The sequence below is a fragment of the Leucobacter sp. UT-8R-CII-1-4 genome (assembly GCF_030010235.1).
Classification (GTDB): domain Bacteria; phylum Actinomycetota; class Actinomycetes; order Actinomycetales; family Microbacteriaceae; genus Leucobacter.
Map to the genome: position 1 here is coordinate 512,779 of NZ_JASCRS010000002.1, position 14,711 is coordinate 527,489.

A 14,711-nucleotide genomic window follows, 5' to 3' on the forward strand; every position below is an offset into this window, starting at 1 on the left:
GTCGTGACCAACGTCGGTTACGGAGTGGGGTGAAGCGCGTCGTAGCGCTGGAATCCACCGTACACGCGCGCAAAGACAATCATGAGAGAGACGATCACCAAACCGCCAATCAGGGCAGGCGCCCAGAGCGCAATTACCGTGGCTAGAGCCCCGGCAAAAAGGTCACCGAGGCGCGGACCACCGGCGACGACAACGTAAAACAGGCCCTGCATTCGCCCGCGAACCTCGTCTGGAGCAGCTGCCTGCAAAATAGTTGTGCGGAACACAGCACTGACATTATCTGCAGCCCCAGAGCCGGCGAGCGCAACGGCGGCGAGCGCGAGCGCCCACATGATTGGCTCACGCTCAACCCCAGCCGTGTTTGGTACGAGCGTCATGGTTACCAGCAGCACAATGCCGAACATGAGCGTGCACAAGCCATAAACGAAGATCGAGACCGTGACTGCGCGGCCCTGTCGCCGCACGGAACCAAGCGGTCCAGACAGCAAGCTGCTCAGCAGGCCGCCGATCGCGAATGAAGCCGTAAGTAGGCCTACTGTCACTGAGCCGCCGCCGAGCACAAGTGCCGCTGCTGCGGGGAACACCACACGGGGCATCCCGAAGATCATTGCGACGAGGTCGAATACGAAGGTGGCTCGCACGTTCGGTGCGGTTTTCAAGAAGCGCAGACTCTCGCCAACCGATGCAGCGCTTTCGCCCACCCCGCGCCAGAATGCTCGCGCACGTGAGACCGGTGGCAGCTGTTGCGGGGGCACCGCGTTCGTATGGTTCGCAGAGTTCGCAGATGATGGTTCTGGCAGCATTGGCGGCAATCCCAAAATGCCAAGAAATGCGCCACTGAACAAAATCGCATCGAGCAGGTACGTCCAAGAGAAGCCAACATTCGCGACCATCACGCCCGCGAGCGCAGGCCCAACGGTCAAGGAAAGACCCATGGTGATGCCACCGAGCGCCGCCGCGGCAGGCAAGAGTTGAGTCGGCAAGAGCCGCGGCTGAATGGCTCCGCGAGCAGCTCCCATGATTGTTGCGCTCGCGGCGTTGACTGCAGCCAGCACGTAGTAGGGCCAGGTTTCGGTGACACCGATAAAAGAAATCGTGGTGAGGGTACTGATGCTCAGCCAAGCGACGATCGCCGTCACCAGCGCCACCTTGCGTCGATCAAAACGATCAGCGAGCGCCCCACCGACAAATCCCGCGAGGATCATGGGCGCGAGCGCCCAAAGCGCAACAAACGAAACCGCAAGTGTTGACTGAGTCAGCGCATAAATGTTGAGACCAACCGCAACGATGGTCAGCTGCGCACCAATTTGAGAAACAGAAGTACCCACCCACAGCCGGGCGAAGGCAGGGCTGTACTTCAGCGGGGAGATGTCGATAAGAAGCGCGCGCAGGCCAGTTTTTTGTGTGCGACGCTGACCGGTCTCGCCAGATGCTGCTTCTCTTGGCCGATCTTCGTGCTCACTTTGTTCTCCCACTCTCGATACCTTATCGGCAGCGTCGGACACTCCGTTCATCGAGTTCAACAAAAGCTGCATCGCCTCACAAACACTGACGAACTCTGCCGAACTCTGCCGAGCCTCATCTATCAAGCAGACTGTGCAAGCAGACTGTGCAACCACACCATGCGGCCACATCACGCTTCAAGACGTGGCACCCTAAACTTGCACTGAGCCCATTGGCTATTTCGCCTAGCTGCACAGGAACGCGATAGACACATGTTTGACGAGCGATACGATAACGACCCCCTCGCCGCAATGAAACCGCGACGAGGCCCGGTCGCGCGGCGCGAAGTCACCCTTGCCCGGGGGCTCGTGGTTGAACACAGTGAAACCGAGTGGTGCGGTGCGGTAGTTGGCGCGCGCGAGGGTCTCGTACAGCTCGAGGACGGTCGCGGCAAACGGCGCATGTTCCCGATGAACGACGGGTTTATGATCGACGGCAAGCCCGTCACTCTGGTGATGCCAAAACTGGCTCCCAAACGCAGCGTCACCGCTTCAGGTTCGGTTGCAGCACCTCAACAACGTGCCCGGGTAGCCATGCCCAGCCGCATTTTTGTGGAAGGCAAACACGATGCTGAGCTGGTCGAGCAGGTCTGGGGAGATGACCTGCGCGTCGAGGGTGTGGTGGTAGAGCTCCTCGACGGCGCAGACAATCTTGAACAGGTACTCGCCGAGTTTGGACCCGCTGCCGATCGACGCGCTGGAGTGTTACTCGATCATTTGGTCGCTGGCAGTAAAGAGTCGAGGATCGCCGAGCAGATTTCTCAGCGCCTCTACGGCGCACACGTGCTCATCGTGGGCCACCCTTTTGTTGATATTTGGGCGGCGGTGAAACCCGCGCGTCTTGGCCTTGCCGCTTGGCCAGAAATTCCTCGCTCGATTGAATGGAAACGTGGAATCTGCCAGGCTCTTGGCTGGCCAGGAGACGAGCCCGCCGACATTGCCGATGCTTGGTCCCGAATTCGAGGCCGGGTTCGCAATTACCGCGATCTTGAAGCAACACTCGTTGGCAGGGTGGAGCACCTCATCGATTTTGTGACGGTGGGCGAGTAATGAGCGAAACACAGCAGCAGGCTTCGCCCCTCAGCAGACAGCGCCCGCTCCCCTTTGCGAAACTCGGCTACTGGTATGCAACAGCTTTCGGTTTCGCCTGGGGCGCCATTTGGAGCACCGGCAAGATTCGCAACATCGATGGACTGTGGGTGTTCACGGGAATGCCAAAGTGGACCTTTGGCAGGGGTGGCAGCTGTGTTGGCGCCTGCTATCTCACCAACCGTAATGTGAGCGAAGCAGTGCTCAGGCACGAGCGAGTGCACCAGAAACAGTGGCAACACTATGGTCTCGCTCTCCCGCTGCTCTACCAAATGAGTGGTCGCGATCCGCTTCGAAATCGCTTTGAAATCGAAGCCGGTCTCAAAGACGGCGGCTACCTGAGATAGTACGGATTCAGCGCGAGCAAAAGCGCTGCAGTCCAGTGGCAGAGAAACGCGAGCACGGTAAGCGCGTGGAAAATCTCGTGGAAACCAAACACTCCTGGGATCGGATTTGGCCGCTTCATGCCGTAGACCACAGCACCGACGGTGTACATTAGGCCGCCCACTACGACAAGCACCATCGCGGCAATATTGGTGTGCGCAATGTCGACAACGTACATCACTGCGGCCCAACCAAGCAGCACGTAGAGCGGCACGTACAGCCAGCGCGGTGCGCCGATCCAGAACACTCGAAAACCGATACCCAAAATCGCGCCGCTCCATACCGCGATCAGCAAGATAACGCCTTGCTTCATGGGTAGCGCAAGCAGCGCAATCGGTGTGTAAGTGCCGGCGATCAGCAGGAAGATGTTTGCGTGGTCAAGTCGGCGGAACACCTGTTTGGTTTTTGGCTTCCAGTTGAAGCGATGGTAGAGCGCAGAAACGCCGAAGAGGATCATGCTGCACACCATAAATACGGCAGATGCCCACTTCGCGACCGTACCCTGAGCCAACGCAATCAGCACAATACCGGCAGCAATGCTGATCGGGAACGTGCCGGCATGAAACCAACCTCTCAGTGTTGGTTTCTTCTCTTCTGAAACTTCGGCGTGCTGCTCGGCGTCTTCAAGCAGCGGCAGCGAGATGCTGTCGGGCTCAGGGAAGTTGCGGGGGGCGCTGTCCGTCATGCTTCGAAGTGTACGCTTCCTACAGTTTCGAATCGGAATATGTATCTCAAGCCGCCAAAATACAGTCGATTGTTCGAAAGAAACCACCCGCGAAAACGACGCCGAGAATCACTTAGCCCGGGGGTGCGCACCCATGTAGTGCGCCCGCAAAGTCTCTGCGGTCACCTGAGTATAAATCTGGGTGGTCTCTACCGACGCGTGCCCCAGCAGCTCTTGCACCGAGCGCACGTCAGCACCCCCGGCAAGCAAATGCGTCGCAAAACTGTGCCTAAAGCTGTGCGGCGAGACCTCAATATCTAGCCCAGCACGCTCAGCGGCCGCGCGAATAATCAACCACGCACCCTGCCGTGAAACTCGCCCGCCTCGCGGCCCCACAAATAGTGCCGGCGTGCCAACACCTTTCGCAACCATTCCGGGCCGAGAACGCACCAAATAGGCTGCAAGCGCACGCCCCGCATAGCTGCCGTAGGGCACGACACGCTGCTTCGAGCCTTTGCCCGTGACGCGCAAGAAGCCACCCTCACCAATGGCAGCTTCGGGGTCTACCCAGGCATCCTGGTCTTCATTCGCAAAAAGATCGTCCAGATCCAGCGCAGTCACTTCACTGACCCGCGCCCCTGTTGCGTACAGCAATTCAAGAAACGCGCGGTCGCGAAGGGAGACAGGATCATCGCCGCTCACCGCTCCAAGTATCGCTTCGACCTGCTCAAGCGGCAACGCTTTGGGGAGGCGTTGCGCGAGCTTTGGTGTTCGCACGCCGCTGCCTGCATGACTTGGCAGGTCGCCCTCTTCAAAAAGAAAGCGGTGCATGTTGCGAATGGTAGAGATGCGCCGATTAATTGTGGTCGCAGAGTAACTTCGCGCTGGATCGCCCTGCGTGCCTTCGGCGACCGTGGTGTTTGCCGAAGGGGCGGCACCGTTCAGTTCAGCAACGTACTCAGAAAGGTGCTCTGGCTGCACATGGGTGAGGTCATCGATCCCGCGCGCATTTAACCAGTCGGCGTAAGCGTCGAGATCTCGACGGTAGGCCTCGCGAGTGTTCTCCGAAAGCCCCCGCTCGATCGCGACATGGCGAAGGTAGCGGGCGGCGCCCTGCTGTGGCTGCAGCGCAGGCACCGCCGCTCCCCTGCTACTCGGTTTCAGCGAAGAGGCTAGCCGCCTCGCGACGATCGATTGCCGCAGCAGCGAGACCCGCGAAGAGCGGGTGCGGGCGGCCCGGGCGTGAACGCAGCTCTGGGTGAGCCTGTGTTGAGATGTAGTACGGGTGAACCTCGCGAGGAAGTTCTACGTACTCAACAAGCTCGCCGCTTGGGCTGAGACCAGAGAACGAAAGGCCAGCCTCTGCGATCTGATCGCGGTAGGCGTTGTTTACTTCATAGCGGTGGCGGTGACGCTCGCTCGCAGTGTTCGCACCGTAGAGCTCTGCGGCCAGCGAGCCCTCAGCGAGGTTCGCGTCGTAGAGGCCGAGGCGCATTGTGCCGCCCAGGTCGCCACCGTCAATGATTTCAACCTGCTCAGCCATGGTCGCAATAACTGGAACCGGAGTCGCAGGATCGAACTCGGTCGAAGATGCGCCATCAAGACCAGCCACGTTCTGTGCGTACTCAATCACCATGCACTGTAGGCCAAGGCAAATGCCGAGCGTAGGCAGGCCGTTTTCGCGAGCGAAACGCAGTGCGCCAAGCTTGCCCTCGATACCGCGCACGCCGAATCCGCCTGGCACACAGATTGCGTGCATATTGCCGAGCGCCTCACGCGCACCCTCTGGGGTGGCGCAATCGTCAGAGGCAACCCAGTGAATGTTGACCTTGGTGAAGTGAGCGAAACCACCGGCGCGAAGCGCTTCGGTTACCGAAAGGTACGCATCTGGCAGGTCAATGTACTTGCCGACCAGGGCGATATCGACCTCGCCCTTAGGGTTGTGCACAGCGTCAAGCACCGGCTGCCAAGTGCTCCAGTCAACGTCGCTAGCTTTGCCGGTGAGGTCAAGGTGATCCACCACAGTCTGGTCAAGGCCCTGGTCGTTGAAAAGCTTTGGCAAGTCATAGATGCTCTTCACATCGATGGCGTTCACCACTGCGTCTTCGTCAACGTCACACATCAGTGCGATCTTGCGCAGGTTATCGTCGGTGACTGGTCGATCACTTCGCAGCACCAGCGCGTCTGGCTGAATACCGATCGAGCGCAGCGCCGCAACTGAGTGCTGGGTTGGCTTCGTCTTCTGCTCGCCCGAGGCACCCATAAAAGGAACCAGTGAAACGTGCACAAAGATAACGTTTTTGCGGCCGAGTTCGTGACGCACCTGGCGTGCAGCCTCGAGGAACGGCTGAGATTCAATATCGCCGACGGTGCCACCGATTTCGGTAATGATGACGTCTGGCTGCGGCTCCTGATGTGACTGCAGTCGCATCCGTCGCTTGATCTCATTGGTAATGTGCGGAATCACCTGAACAGTGGCTCCGAGGTAGTCGCCGCGTCGCTCAGCTGCGATCACATCCGAGTAGATCTGACCGGTCGTCACGTTTGCAGCACGCGAAAGGTTGATCCCGAGAAAGCGTTCGTAGTGACCAATGTCGAGATCGGTCTCAGCACCATCATCAGTCACAAAGACTTCACCGTGCTCGAACGGGTTCATGGTTCCCGGATCCACATTCAGATATGGATCGAGCTTCTGCATCACAACGTGCAATCCGCGCGCTGTCAGCAGGTTGCCGAGGCTTGCCGCCGTCAGGCCTTTGCCGAGTGATGACACCACACCTCCGGTTACGAAGATGTGCTTGGTCGTTTTGTTCTGCACCGCGTTAGTTCCCACGGACTTCGATCCTATCAGTTTCTATCGGAAGATTGCAGCGCTTTATTGTGTGTCCTGTCGAGGGACCCACACCTGCTTAATAATCATCAGCACCATGGCGGTAACTGGAATCGAGATCAGCGCACCGAGCAAGCCAAGCAGCGTACCGCCAGCCAGGGCGCCGATCACCACGAGGGCACCCGGCACCGAGACCACCCGGTTCATCACGCGAGGGGTCAACACATACGACTCAAGCTGCATGTAGATCAGATAGTAGACGGCCGCAATAAGAGCCGTGGTTGGCGAGTTGAACAGAGCCACGACTGACACCAGCACGGTGGCCAACACCGAGCCGATCAGCGGAATCAGCGCCAGCAAGAACACGCCAACAGCGACCAAGCCCGCAAACGGCACACTGACAATGGACATCATAATGAAGCCGAGCACTGAGTTGATCAGCGCCAGCAGCACCATTCCATTGACGTAACCACCGACAGACGCGGTGATCTGCTCGGTGATGTCGATCACTTTTGCGCGCTTGCTTCGAGCGATCACACTGTAGAACGCACGCTTCGTTGCCTGCAGAGATGACAGGAAATAGAGACTCAAGATCAGCACCACAATGGTCGCGGTGAGTCCGTTTGCGATGCCGATGCCAGCCTGCCAAACACCACCGGCGAGCTGTGCCCAGTTCTCGGGCTTGCCAATGAGATTCTGCGCAGTCTCAAGCAGGCCGCCAAAATCAACGAAATTGCCGAATCGCTCTTGCAGGAAGAGATACCACTCTTGATGCTGCACATCGACAAAATACTTCGGCGCAGTCGTAATCAGCACCGCGATTTGATTTGCGATCATTGGAATCACGATCGCAAGAATGCCGCCGACGATCAGAATGAAGCTTGCAAACACAATTGCAATACCCATTGGTCGCTTGATGCCGTGCCGCTCGAGCTTTGTTACCAGCGGATCAAGTGCAAGGGCGATGAATAGTCCGCCCACCACGTACATAATGATGACGCTGAGTTGACCGAACATCTGGCCAACAAGAATCGCCGCGAGCACGCCAAGCGTAATCGTGAAGCCGAGCCGAAACGGCCCCTGCACCACAAACTCGCGGGTGCGGTTTTCTTTCGCCTTCTGCTGTTCAGATTCGGTAGCCAGCGCCTGCTCTGAATCGCGGTACATCGCCCGAGTCTCAGCGTCGAGACGCTCAAGATTGACCCGCACAACGTCAGGATGCGCCTCTACAGTTTCAGCCTGTTCACTCTGGTCTGCTGACTCGACTGCCACGTCGGTCTTTCGGCGCGAGGGGAAGAAATTCTTCATGTGGCGAGAGTAGCACCCCGGTACGACATCACGGCGCGATAGGGCCGATGAGCGGCGATTCGCGACCTGCTCACCTGCCTATTGCTCGACCGACGATTGCTCTCTGGCGAGAGAGCAATCGCGGTACTTACTCTGTAGCCAGCGCCAACAGCTCACTTGCGTGTGCAAGAGCGTTCTCAGAGTCGGGCAGTCCCGAGAGCAGGCGCGCCATTTCGGCGAGGCGATCCTCGCCTTCAAGCTGTCTGCAGCTTGACTGGGTAAAACCGCCAGCCGAATCTTTCACGACCTGCAGGTGGTTGTTCGCAAACGCAGCAACCTGTGCAAGGTGCGTCACCACGATGACCTGTGAGGTGCGAGCGAGACGGGCCAGTCGGCGCCCGATCTCAATAGCGGCAGCGCCACCGACTCCGGCATCAACCTCGTCAAACACAAAAGTTGGCACTGGATCACTCGCCGCGACAACAACCTCAAGTGCGAGCATCACGCGGGAGAGTTCGCCGCCCGAGGCTCCCTTTGCAAGCGCCCGTGGCGAAGCACCGGGGTGGGGTTGCAGCAGCAGCTTCACCTCGTCTGCACCGAACTTACCAAGCTCTGATGGAGCAACTTCGACGACAAAATTCGCGTCAGGCAGTGCAAGCTGATGTAGCTCAGTAGACACAAGTTCGCCAAGACGCACCGCAGCATCTGAACGCATCTCAGTGAGTTGCGTCGCGAGCTGAGCCTCTGTCTCACGCACCTCCTGCAGCCGCTTGCTCAACATTTCGATGCGGTCATCGTCACCGTCAAGTTCGCCGAGCCGCTGCGCCGCACTCGCACCGTATGCAATCACTTCATCGGTATCAACGCCGTGTTTACGGATCAGCGCGTTCAGTTGCGCAAGACGCTCGTTCGCCTCTGCGAGTTCGCCCGGCCCGTCCTGGTCAAGATTGCTCGCATAGCCGGCCAACTCACGACCAACGTCGCTGACCTGAAAGCTGAGGGCTCGCAGCGATTCTGCAATGGCTTCAAGCTGGGTGTCGCTCGATACAACTTTTTCGATCTCACGCAAAGCCTCGTCGAGCAGTGTCGTTGCGTCTGAAGAATATGGGTCGTCGCTTTCGTTAGAAAGTGCACGCAGCGCGGTCGAGGTGGCACCGCGCAATTCTTCGATATTGCTGAGTCGATCAATGCGCGTCTTCAGCTCGTGCTCTTCGCCAGATTGCGGATCAACGGCCTCAATCTGTTCAAGTTCTTCACGCAACCGCTCGGCTTCACGTAGTCGCGCATCGCGCGTTTCAGTTAGCTCAGCAAGCTCGGCGTCGAGATCGCGTCGTTCATAATGCGCCCGCTGGTACTCAGAAAGCAGCGTCAGAAGGGTGTTGCCGCCAAATCGATCAAGCATTTCGCGCTGTGCGGTGGCGCTTCGTAGGCGCAGCTGTTCGCTCTGACCGTGCACAGCGAACAGGCGTTCGGCAAGCTTCGCGAGACTACCAACCGGAGCTGCGCTGCCGCCAACGCTGGCCCGGCTTCGACCCTCGCTGCTTACGGTCCGGCTCAGAGTGAGGTCACCATCCTCGACCTCTCCCCCGGCATCTTCTACGAGTTCGGTTACCGCTGGATCGCTCGTACGCACGAGGCCGCCCACGCGAGCCGCATCTGCGCCTGACCGAACAGCACCCGCATCGCTGCGCTCACCCATCAACAGGCCAAGTGCGCTGACCACCATGGTTTTGCCGGCACCCGTCTCACCGGTTATCGCAGTAAACCCTGGGCCAAAAGTCAAAGTGGTGTCAACAATGACACCGAGGTCTCGAATACGCAGCTGCTCAATCATTGCGCTGCTCCCGGCTCCCCGCGCCATCCGGTCACGGGCAGGTGGAATTTGTTGACAAGCCGGTCAGTGAATACGGCCTCATCGATTCGAGCGAGACGAAGCGGCAGTTCTGAACGTTTCACCTCGACAACGGCGCCAACCGGAAGTTCAGTTCGGCGACGGCCGTCACACCAGAGCACACCCAGCCCGCCACTCTGCGGCAAAATCTCGACGGTCAGTACCGATTGAGGACCAACCACCAGAGGCCGGTTAAATAGCGCGTGTGCAGCCAACGGCACAGCAAGCAGCGCTTGCACGCCTGGCCAGACGACGGGTCCACCGGCACTGAATGAGTAGGCAGTCGACCCGGTAGGCGTTGCCAGCACCACACCGTCGCAACCGAATGATGAAAGCGGTCGGCCGTCGACTCCCATGGCAACCTCGAGCATACGCCCGCGTTTCTCTACGCTGGCCTCGTTTACGGCCCAGGTCCGGGTGATCACCTCGCGCTCACCTGCACCCTCTGCCGATCCCGGCACGTAGGCGCACACTTCGAGCGTCATTCGCTCTTCAACGGTGTACTCACCTGCGAGTACCCGCTCAAGCGTGAACGAAAGATCATGTGATTCGGCTTCCGCGAGAAAACCAACGTGCCCAAGGTTCACCCCGAGGATCGGGCAGTCGGATCCTCGCAGCAACTCTGCGGCACGAAGAATCGTGCCGTCACCGCCAAGCACAAGTGCGACTTCAATTCGTTCAACCGCCACCTCAGCGTCAAGTTCTGCAATGAGCTCAGCTGAGAGGTGCGGTGCGAATTCCGTGCGATCGCTCGCCGTCATCACCGGCACGATGCCTGCACTGCGCAGCTTGGCGACGGCGGCCACGGTCGCTTCAATCGCCTCGGGCCTCGCTGTGTGCGAAACCACCAGGATGTAGCGATCCGTCATGCCGAGCCTCCCGCAATAAACAGTGCACGAATGTGCTGCTTCCATTCTGTCGGATCTGTGGGAGCAGTGCGTGTGAAGTGTGCAAGGACTTCTTGGTTGCCATGCTCACCCGTGATCGGAGACGCGGCAATCCCACCGCATGTAAGCCCCATGGTTTCAGCGAAGCGGATCACCCGCTCAACAGCGTCTGCAGCGAGTTCGGTGTTGGTGACAATACCGCCGCTTACGCCGAGCCTGCCAACTTCAAATTGTGGCTTGATGAGCAATATAAATTCTGCGTTGTGAGCTGAGACACTCAGCATCGCGGGAATCACCAATTCAAGCGAAATAAACGAGAGATCGGCAACGATAAGTTCGGGCGCTTCGCTTACCCCTGTCGCAGCGCTCAGCGATTCAGCGGTCATCTCTCGGGCGTTAAAGCCCTCAACCACGCGCACACGATCGTCTGCGCGAATACTTGGAGCTAGCTGATCATGCCCCACATCTACCGAGAGCACCTCTCTGGCACCACGTTCGAGCAGCACCTGAGTAAAGCCGCCGGTTGATGCTCCAACGTCGAGGGCGAGCAAATTCTTAGCCTCAACTTGGAAGAGGTCGAGGCCTGCCAGCAGCTTATGAGCCGCCCGACTGACGTAGTGATCGCCACCTTCTACAGCGATCTCTGCACCAGCTCCAACCTTTGCGCCAGCCTTCGTAACCACATTGCCGTCAACACGAGCTTTTCCCTGCGCGATCAACTCAGCAGCCTGGCTGCGTGACCGGGCAAGATCAAGCGAAGGCAACACACGGTCAAGCCGCTCAGCATCGCCTAACCAAATCGCAGAATTCATGCTGGTGCCACCGATTAGTCGAGCGAATCGTGATCGCTACGCTGCAACTCAGAAAGCAGTTCTTCGGCGAGCTGATCGTAGCGAACCGCGCGCTGATCAAGTGATTGTGCTTCGATCACTTCAATACGCCCGAGCAGGCCGTCGCCAGACTCGGTGCGTAGTTCTTGTTGATCGCTCATGAGAACACCCTATTGCAGACCACCGACACAAATGGGATTACAACCAGTGATCTGCGTACAGCTCTTCTGGCACCTTGAGCGCGTAAATGGCAAGGCCCGAAGCCCAGATAGCCGCGCAACCCGCTCGAAGCAGATTAATTGTCGAATCACCACGATCAACGATGGTGACGACTGGGCCGTCCATACGCACTCGCGCCTGGCCGACCTTCGCAGTACCGTCCTTTGCGATCACGGTTTCTGGATACGGTTCATGAAGTCCAGCAAGACTCTCAACAATGTAGTCGGGACGCATGTCTGCGCTGGCCGCGACCAATTGTTTCGGGCGGTCAACGCCGGTAAGCACGTGCAATGAAGCAATACCAATCGCACGAGCACCCTTCATATCGGTGTCAAGACGATCACCGATCATCAGCGCGTTGCGGGTGCCGAAGCGTTCAAAGGCCGATTCGAAAATTGCGGGCTCCGGCTTACCCGCGAACTCTGGCAGGCGTTGCACAGCCGTGTGTACAGCCGACACCAGAGTGCCATTCCCAGGGGCCAGGCCCCGCTCAAGAGGTAGTGTCCAGTCAGTGTTTGTCGCGATCCAGGGCAAAAGCTCTTGACCAGGCTTCTCGGCAAGCGCAAAGGACGCCTCAGCAAGATGTTCCCAGCCCACATGCGGGGCAAAGCCCTGCACGACGGCGGCCGGGTGGTCGTCTGCACTACGGGTGACCACAAAGCCGGCCTTGGTGAGTTCGTCGACAAGTCCGTCGCCACCGACAACCAGCACAGTTGCACCGGGCGCGACAGTTTTCAAAAGCAATGCTGTCGCGGCCTGCGGAGAGGTCACCACATCGGCGACATCAACGTTTAGCCCAAAATCGCGAAGTTGCTGAGCAACGGCACTGTCGGTCCGAGAGGCATTGTTGGTGAGATAGCCGACACGGATCGAATTCGCTGCACGATTGAGCTGCTCGACGGCATGCGGAACTGCGGCCGCACCTCGATAGACGACTCCGTCTAGGTCAGCGAGGATCAGCTCACGACCTTCAATTGGGGCAGCCCCCATGGGAGTCGATCGCGAAAACAGGCCCACTATTCCTCCTCGTCAGCCGAGACTTCGTCTACCGGATCTTCTGCTTCTGCGTCTGCCTCTGCCTCTGCGTCTGCGTCTGCGTCTGCGTCTGCGTCTGGAGCAGCGTCGGCTTCAGCAGCATCAAGCTCAACTTCGTCGCGCGCGTCGTCACCGAACTCGGCATCGTCTTCGTCGAATCGAGGAGCGTGCTCGTAAACCTCAAGCACCTCGACCTCGTCATGTGCGCCGAAGTGCTCAGCAAGTGCAGATTCTGCGACCAAGGAGCGTTCGCGCCACTGATTGCTTTCGCTCTCTCGGCCAAGCTCCTCAAGCACATTTGCGTATGCCGCAAAAAGTTCAGGACTCCAGCTAAACGCACGACTCGGATCCAGTTCTGGAATCTCCAGTTCAAAGAGAGCCTGCTGCGCCTGTCCAAGATCGAGACGTGCACCAGACATTGCAATCGCAAGCTGCACACGCTGCTCTGTCTTCAATTCACTGAGATCAGCCGCCAGGCCCGTTTCGATCCCTCGCTCTGAACGACCAAGCGCACGCTCGCACTCGACCATGAGGGCGAGATGCCCCTGCGAACCGGTGAGCCGGCGGAAAGTGCGGAGCTCACGCAGGGCAAGCGCGTAATCACCAATGTGATACGCGGTGACCGCAAGCGTCTCGCGCGCTACCGGGATACGGCCCGCGCGGCGACTCGCTGAAATGGCGTGCTGGTGAGCAAGCTGCGGATCGTCATGGATCAGCATGCCGACCATTGCTAGGTGCTGTGCCACCCGCTCCGCGGTTTCGGGCTGAAGCGTCTTCAGTTCGTTGCGTGCGCTTGGGTGCAAATCGTTTGGCGTGACATCTTCAGGAATGAAGGGGTCGTCGTGCTCGCTACGAACCGGACGAAGTTCGTGCTGAAGTCGTTCAGCTTCTGTGAATTCACGTCCGCTTCCGCCACGGTCGCTCTTACCGCCGCCGCGGGTGCCGCCTCGTCCGAACTGTGGACGGTCACCGTCACGGCGCGGGCCACGATCAAAAGAGCGGTCACCATCACGGCGAGAGTTACCGCCGAAGTCTCCATCGCGACGAGGCTTACGGTCGTAACCGCCTTCGCGTCGCGGACCACGATCAAACGAACGTTCACCATCGCGGCGAGGCTTACGGTCATAACCGCCCTCACCGTCGCGACGCGCTGGGCGGTCACCGTAGCCACCCTCACGACGGGGCTTACCACCAAAGTCGCGGTCGCCATCGCGACGTGGTTTGCCACCGAAATCTCGGTCACCCTCACGACGGGCCGGACGGTCGCCGTATCCACCCTCACGACGCGGCTTACGGTCGTAACTGCCCTCGCCTCCGCCACGTGGCTTGCGGTCGAACGAGCGCTCACCATCACGACGGGCCGGGCGGTCGCCGTAGCCACCCTCACGACGCGGCTTGCCACCAAAGTCACGGTCACCGTCGCGACGCGGAGCACGATCAAACGAACGCTCACCATCACGACGGGCCGGACGGTCGCCATAGCCACCCTCACGACGCGGCTTGCCACCAAAGTCACGGTCACCTTCACGACGCGGAGCACGATCAAACGAACGCTCACCATCACGACGGGCCGGACGATCCCCGTAGCCACCCTCACGACGCGGCTTACCACCAAAGTCACGGTCACCATCACGACGTGGCTTACGGTCGTAACCGCCTTCACCATCACGACGCGGCTTACGGTCGTAACCGTCCTCACCGTCACGGCGAGGCTTACGATCGTAGGATCCTCCGTCGCGGGAAGAATTGCCCTGGTACGGGCGTGAGGAGCCTGACGAACGACCGCCGTCGCGTCGCTGGCCCCCGCTGCGTGCGCCGTCGCTTGAAGAGCGACGTGGGCGATCAGCTTGGTTATCGCGTTCGCGATCGTTCATGATTTAACTCCTATAAATGCGAAAAGGGCCGCTCGGATAGAGGGTCGATCATCGATGACCTTCTATCTGAGCGACCCTTTTCTTGAAAAGAGGTCCGGCGGTGTCCTACTCTCCCACACCCTCCCGAGTGCAGTACCATCGGCGCTGTCAGCCTTAGCTTCCGGGTTCGGAATGTAACCGGGCGTTTCCCTGACGCTATAACCACCGTAACACTATTAA

General features: G+C 59.1%; 13 protein-coding genes and 1 rRNA gene. 2 read left to right on the forward strand and 12 right to left on the reverse strand.

All coding sequences use genetic code 11. The features are described 5' to 3' along the window. Positions 1 to 17: 17 nt before the first annotated feature. On the reverse strand, positions 18 to 1,475 hold the full coding sequence (locus QBL02_RS07260; RefSeq protein WP_282725722.1) for an MFS transporter: 1,458 nt from the start codon (positions 1,473 to 1,475) through the stop codon (positions 18 to 20). A gap of 240 nt (positions 1,476 to 1,715) precedes the next feature. On the opposite strand from QBL02_RS07260, the gene QBL02_RS07265 reads away from it, so the two are divergent. After that, on the forward strand, positions 1,716 to 2,552 hold the full coding sequence (locus QBL02_RS07265; RefSeq protein ID WP_282725723.1) for a DUF3097 domain-containing protein: 837 nt from the start codon (positions 1,716 to 1,718) through the stop codon (positions 2,550 to 2,552). Next, a complete protein-coding gene (locus QBL02_RS07270; protein ID WP_282725724.1) occupies positions 2,552 to 2,938 on the forward strand; it encodes a Fe-S oxidoreductase in 387 nt (128 codons plus the stop codon). The genes QBL02_RS07265 and QBL02_RS07270 overlap by 1 nt, the downstream gene beginning before the upstream one ends. On the opposite strand, the gene QBL02_RS07275 is transcribed toward QBL02_RS07270, so the two are convergent. From QBL02_RS07275 to rrf, 11 genes are all read right to left on the reverse strand, one after another. After that, on the reverse strand, positions 2,926 to 3,660 hold the full coding sequence (locus tag QBL02_RS07275; protein ID WP_282725726.1) for a hemolysin III family protein: 735 nt from the start codon (positions 3,658 to 3,660) through the stop codon (positions 2,926 to 2,928). The genes QBL02_RS07270 and QBL02_RS07275 overlap by 13 nt on opposite strands. 108 nt (positions 3,661 to 3,768) lie before the next feature. Next, positions 3,769 to 4,776 (reverse strand): site-specific tyrosine recombinase XerD, encoded by a 1,008-nt coding sequence (locus QBL02_RS07280; protein WP_282725727.1) that lies wholly within the window; start codon positions 4,774 to 4,776, stop codon positions 3,769 to 3,771. A gap of 13 nt (positions 4,777 to 4,789) precedes the next feature. Continuing rightward, positions 4,790 to 6,472 (reverse strand): CTP synthase, encoded by a 1,683-nt coding sequence (locus QBL02_RS07285; RefSeq protein WP_282725728.1) that lies wholly within the window; start codon positions 6,470 to 6,472, stop codon positions 4,790 to 4,792. A 42-nt stretch (positions 6,473 to 6,514) separates the two neighbouring features. Then, on the reverse strand, positions 6,515 to 7,777 hold the full coding sequence (locus QBL02_RS07290; RefSeq protein WP_282725729.1) for an AI-2E family transporter: 1,263 nt from the start codon (positions 7,775 to 7,777) through the stop codon (positions 6,515 to 6,517). 127 nt (positions 7,778 to 7,904) lie between these two features. Continuing rightward, entirely contained in the window at positions 7,905 to 9,590 is a 1,686-nt protein-coding gene (gene recN, locus QBL02_RS07295; protein WP_282725730.1) for a DNA repair protein RecN, read from the reverse strand. Further along, positions 9,587 to 10,516 carry an NAD kinase gene (locus QBL02_RS07300; RefSeq protein ID WP_282725731.1) on the reverse strand — a complete coding sequence of 310 codons (930 nt, stop codon included), beginning with the start codon at positions 10,514 to 10,516 and terminating at the stop codon, positions 9,587 to 9,589. The genes recN and QBL02_RS07300 overlap by 4 nt, the downstream gene beginning before the upstream one ends. Further along, positions 10,513 to 11,346: a TlyA family RNA methyltransferase gene (locus tag QBL02_RS07305; RefSeq protein ID WP_282725732.1), complete on the reverse strand. Its 834-nt coding sequence runs from the start codon at positions 11,344 to 11,346 to the stop codon at positions 10,513 to 10,515. Before QBL02_RS07305 ends, QBL02_RS07300 begins: the two co-directional genes overlap by 4 nt. 14 nt (positions 11,347 to 11,360) lie before the next feature. Then, positions 11,361 to 11,525: a hypothetical protein gene (locus QBL02_RS07310; RefSeq protein ID WP_282725733.1), complete on the reverse strand. Its 165-nt coding sequence runs from the start codon at positions 11,523 to 11,525 to the stop codon at positions 11,361 to 11,363. Positions 11,526 to 11,562: 37 nt separating this feature from the next. After that, the gene (locus tag QBL02_RS07315; protein WP_282725734.1) at positions 11,563 to 12,600 is read right to left on the reverse strand and encodes an HAD-IIA family hydrolase; all 1,038 of its coding nucleotides are present in this window, start codon (positions 12,598 to 12,600) and stop codon (positions 11,563 to 11,565) included. Then, positions 12,600 to 14,492 carry a primosomal protein gene (locus QBL02_RS07320; RefSeq protein ID WP_282725735.1) on the reverse strand — a complete coding sequence of 631 codons (1,893 nt, stop codon included), beginning with the start codon at positions 14,490 to 14,492 and terminating at the stop codon, positions 12,600 to 12,602. The genes QBL02_RS07315 and QBL02_RS07320 overlap by 1 nt, the downstream gene beginning before the upstream one ends. A gap of 92 nt (positions 14,493 to 14,584) precedes the next feature. Then, positions 14,585 to 14,701 (reverse strand): 5S ribosomal RNA (gene rrf / locus QBL02_RS07325). Positions 14,702 to 14,711 lie beyond the last annotated feature (10 nt).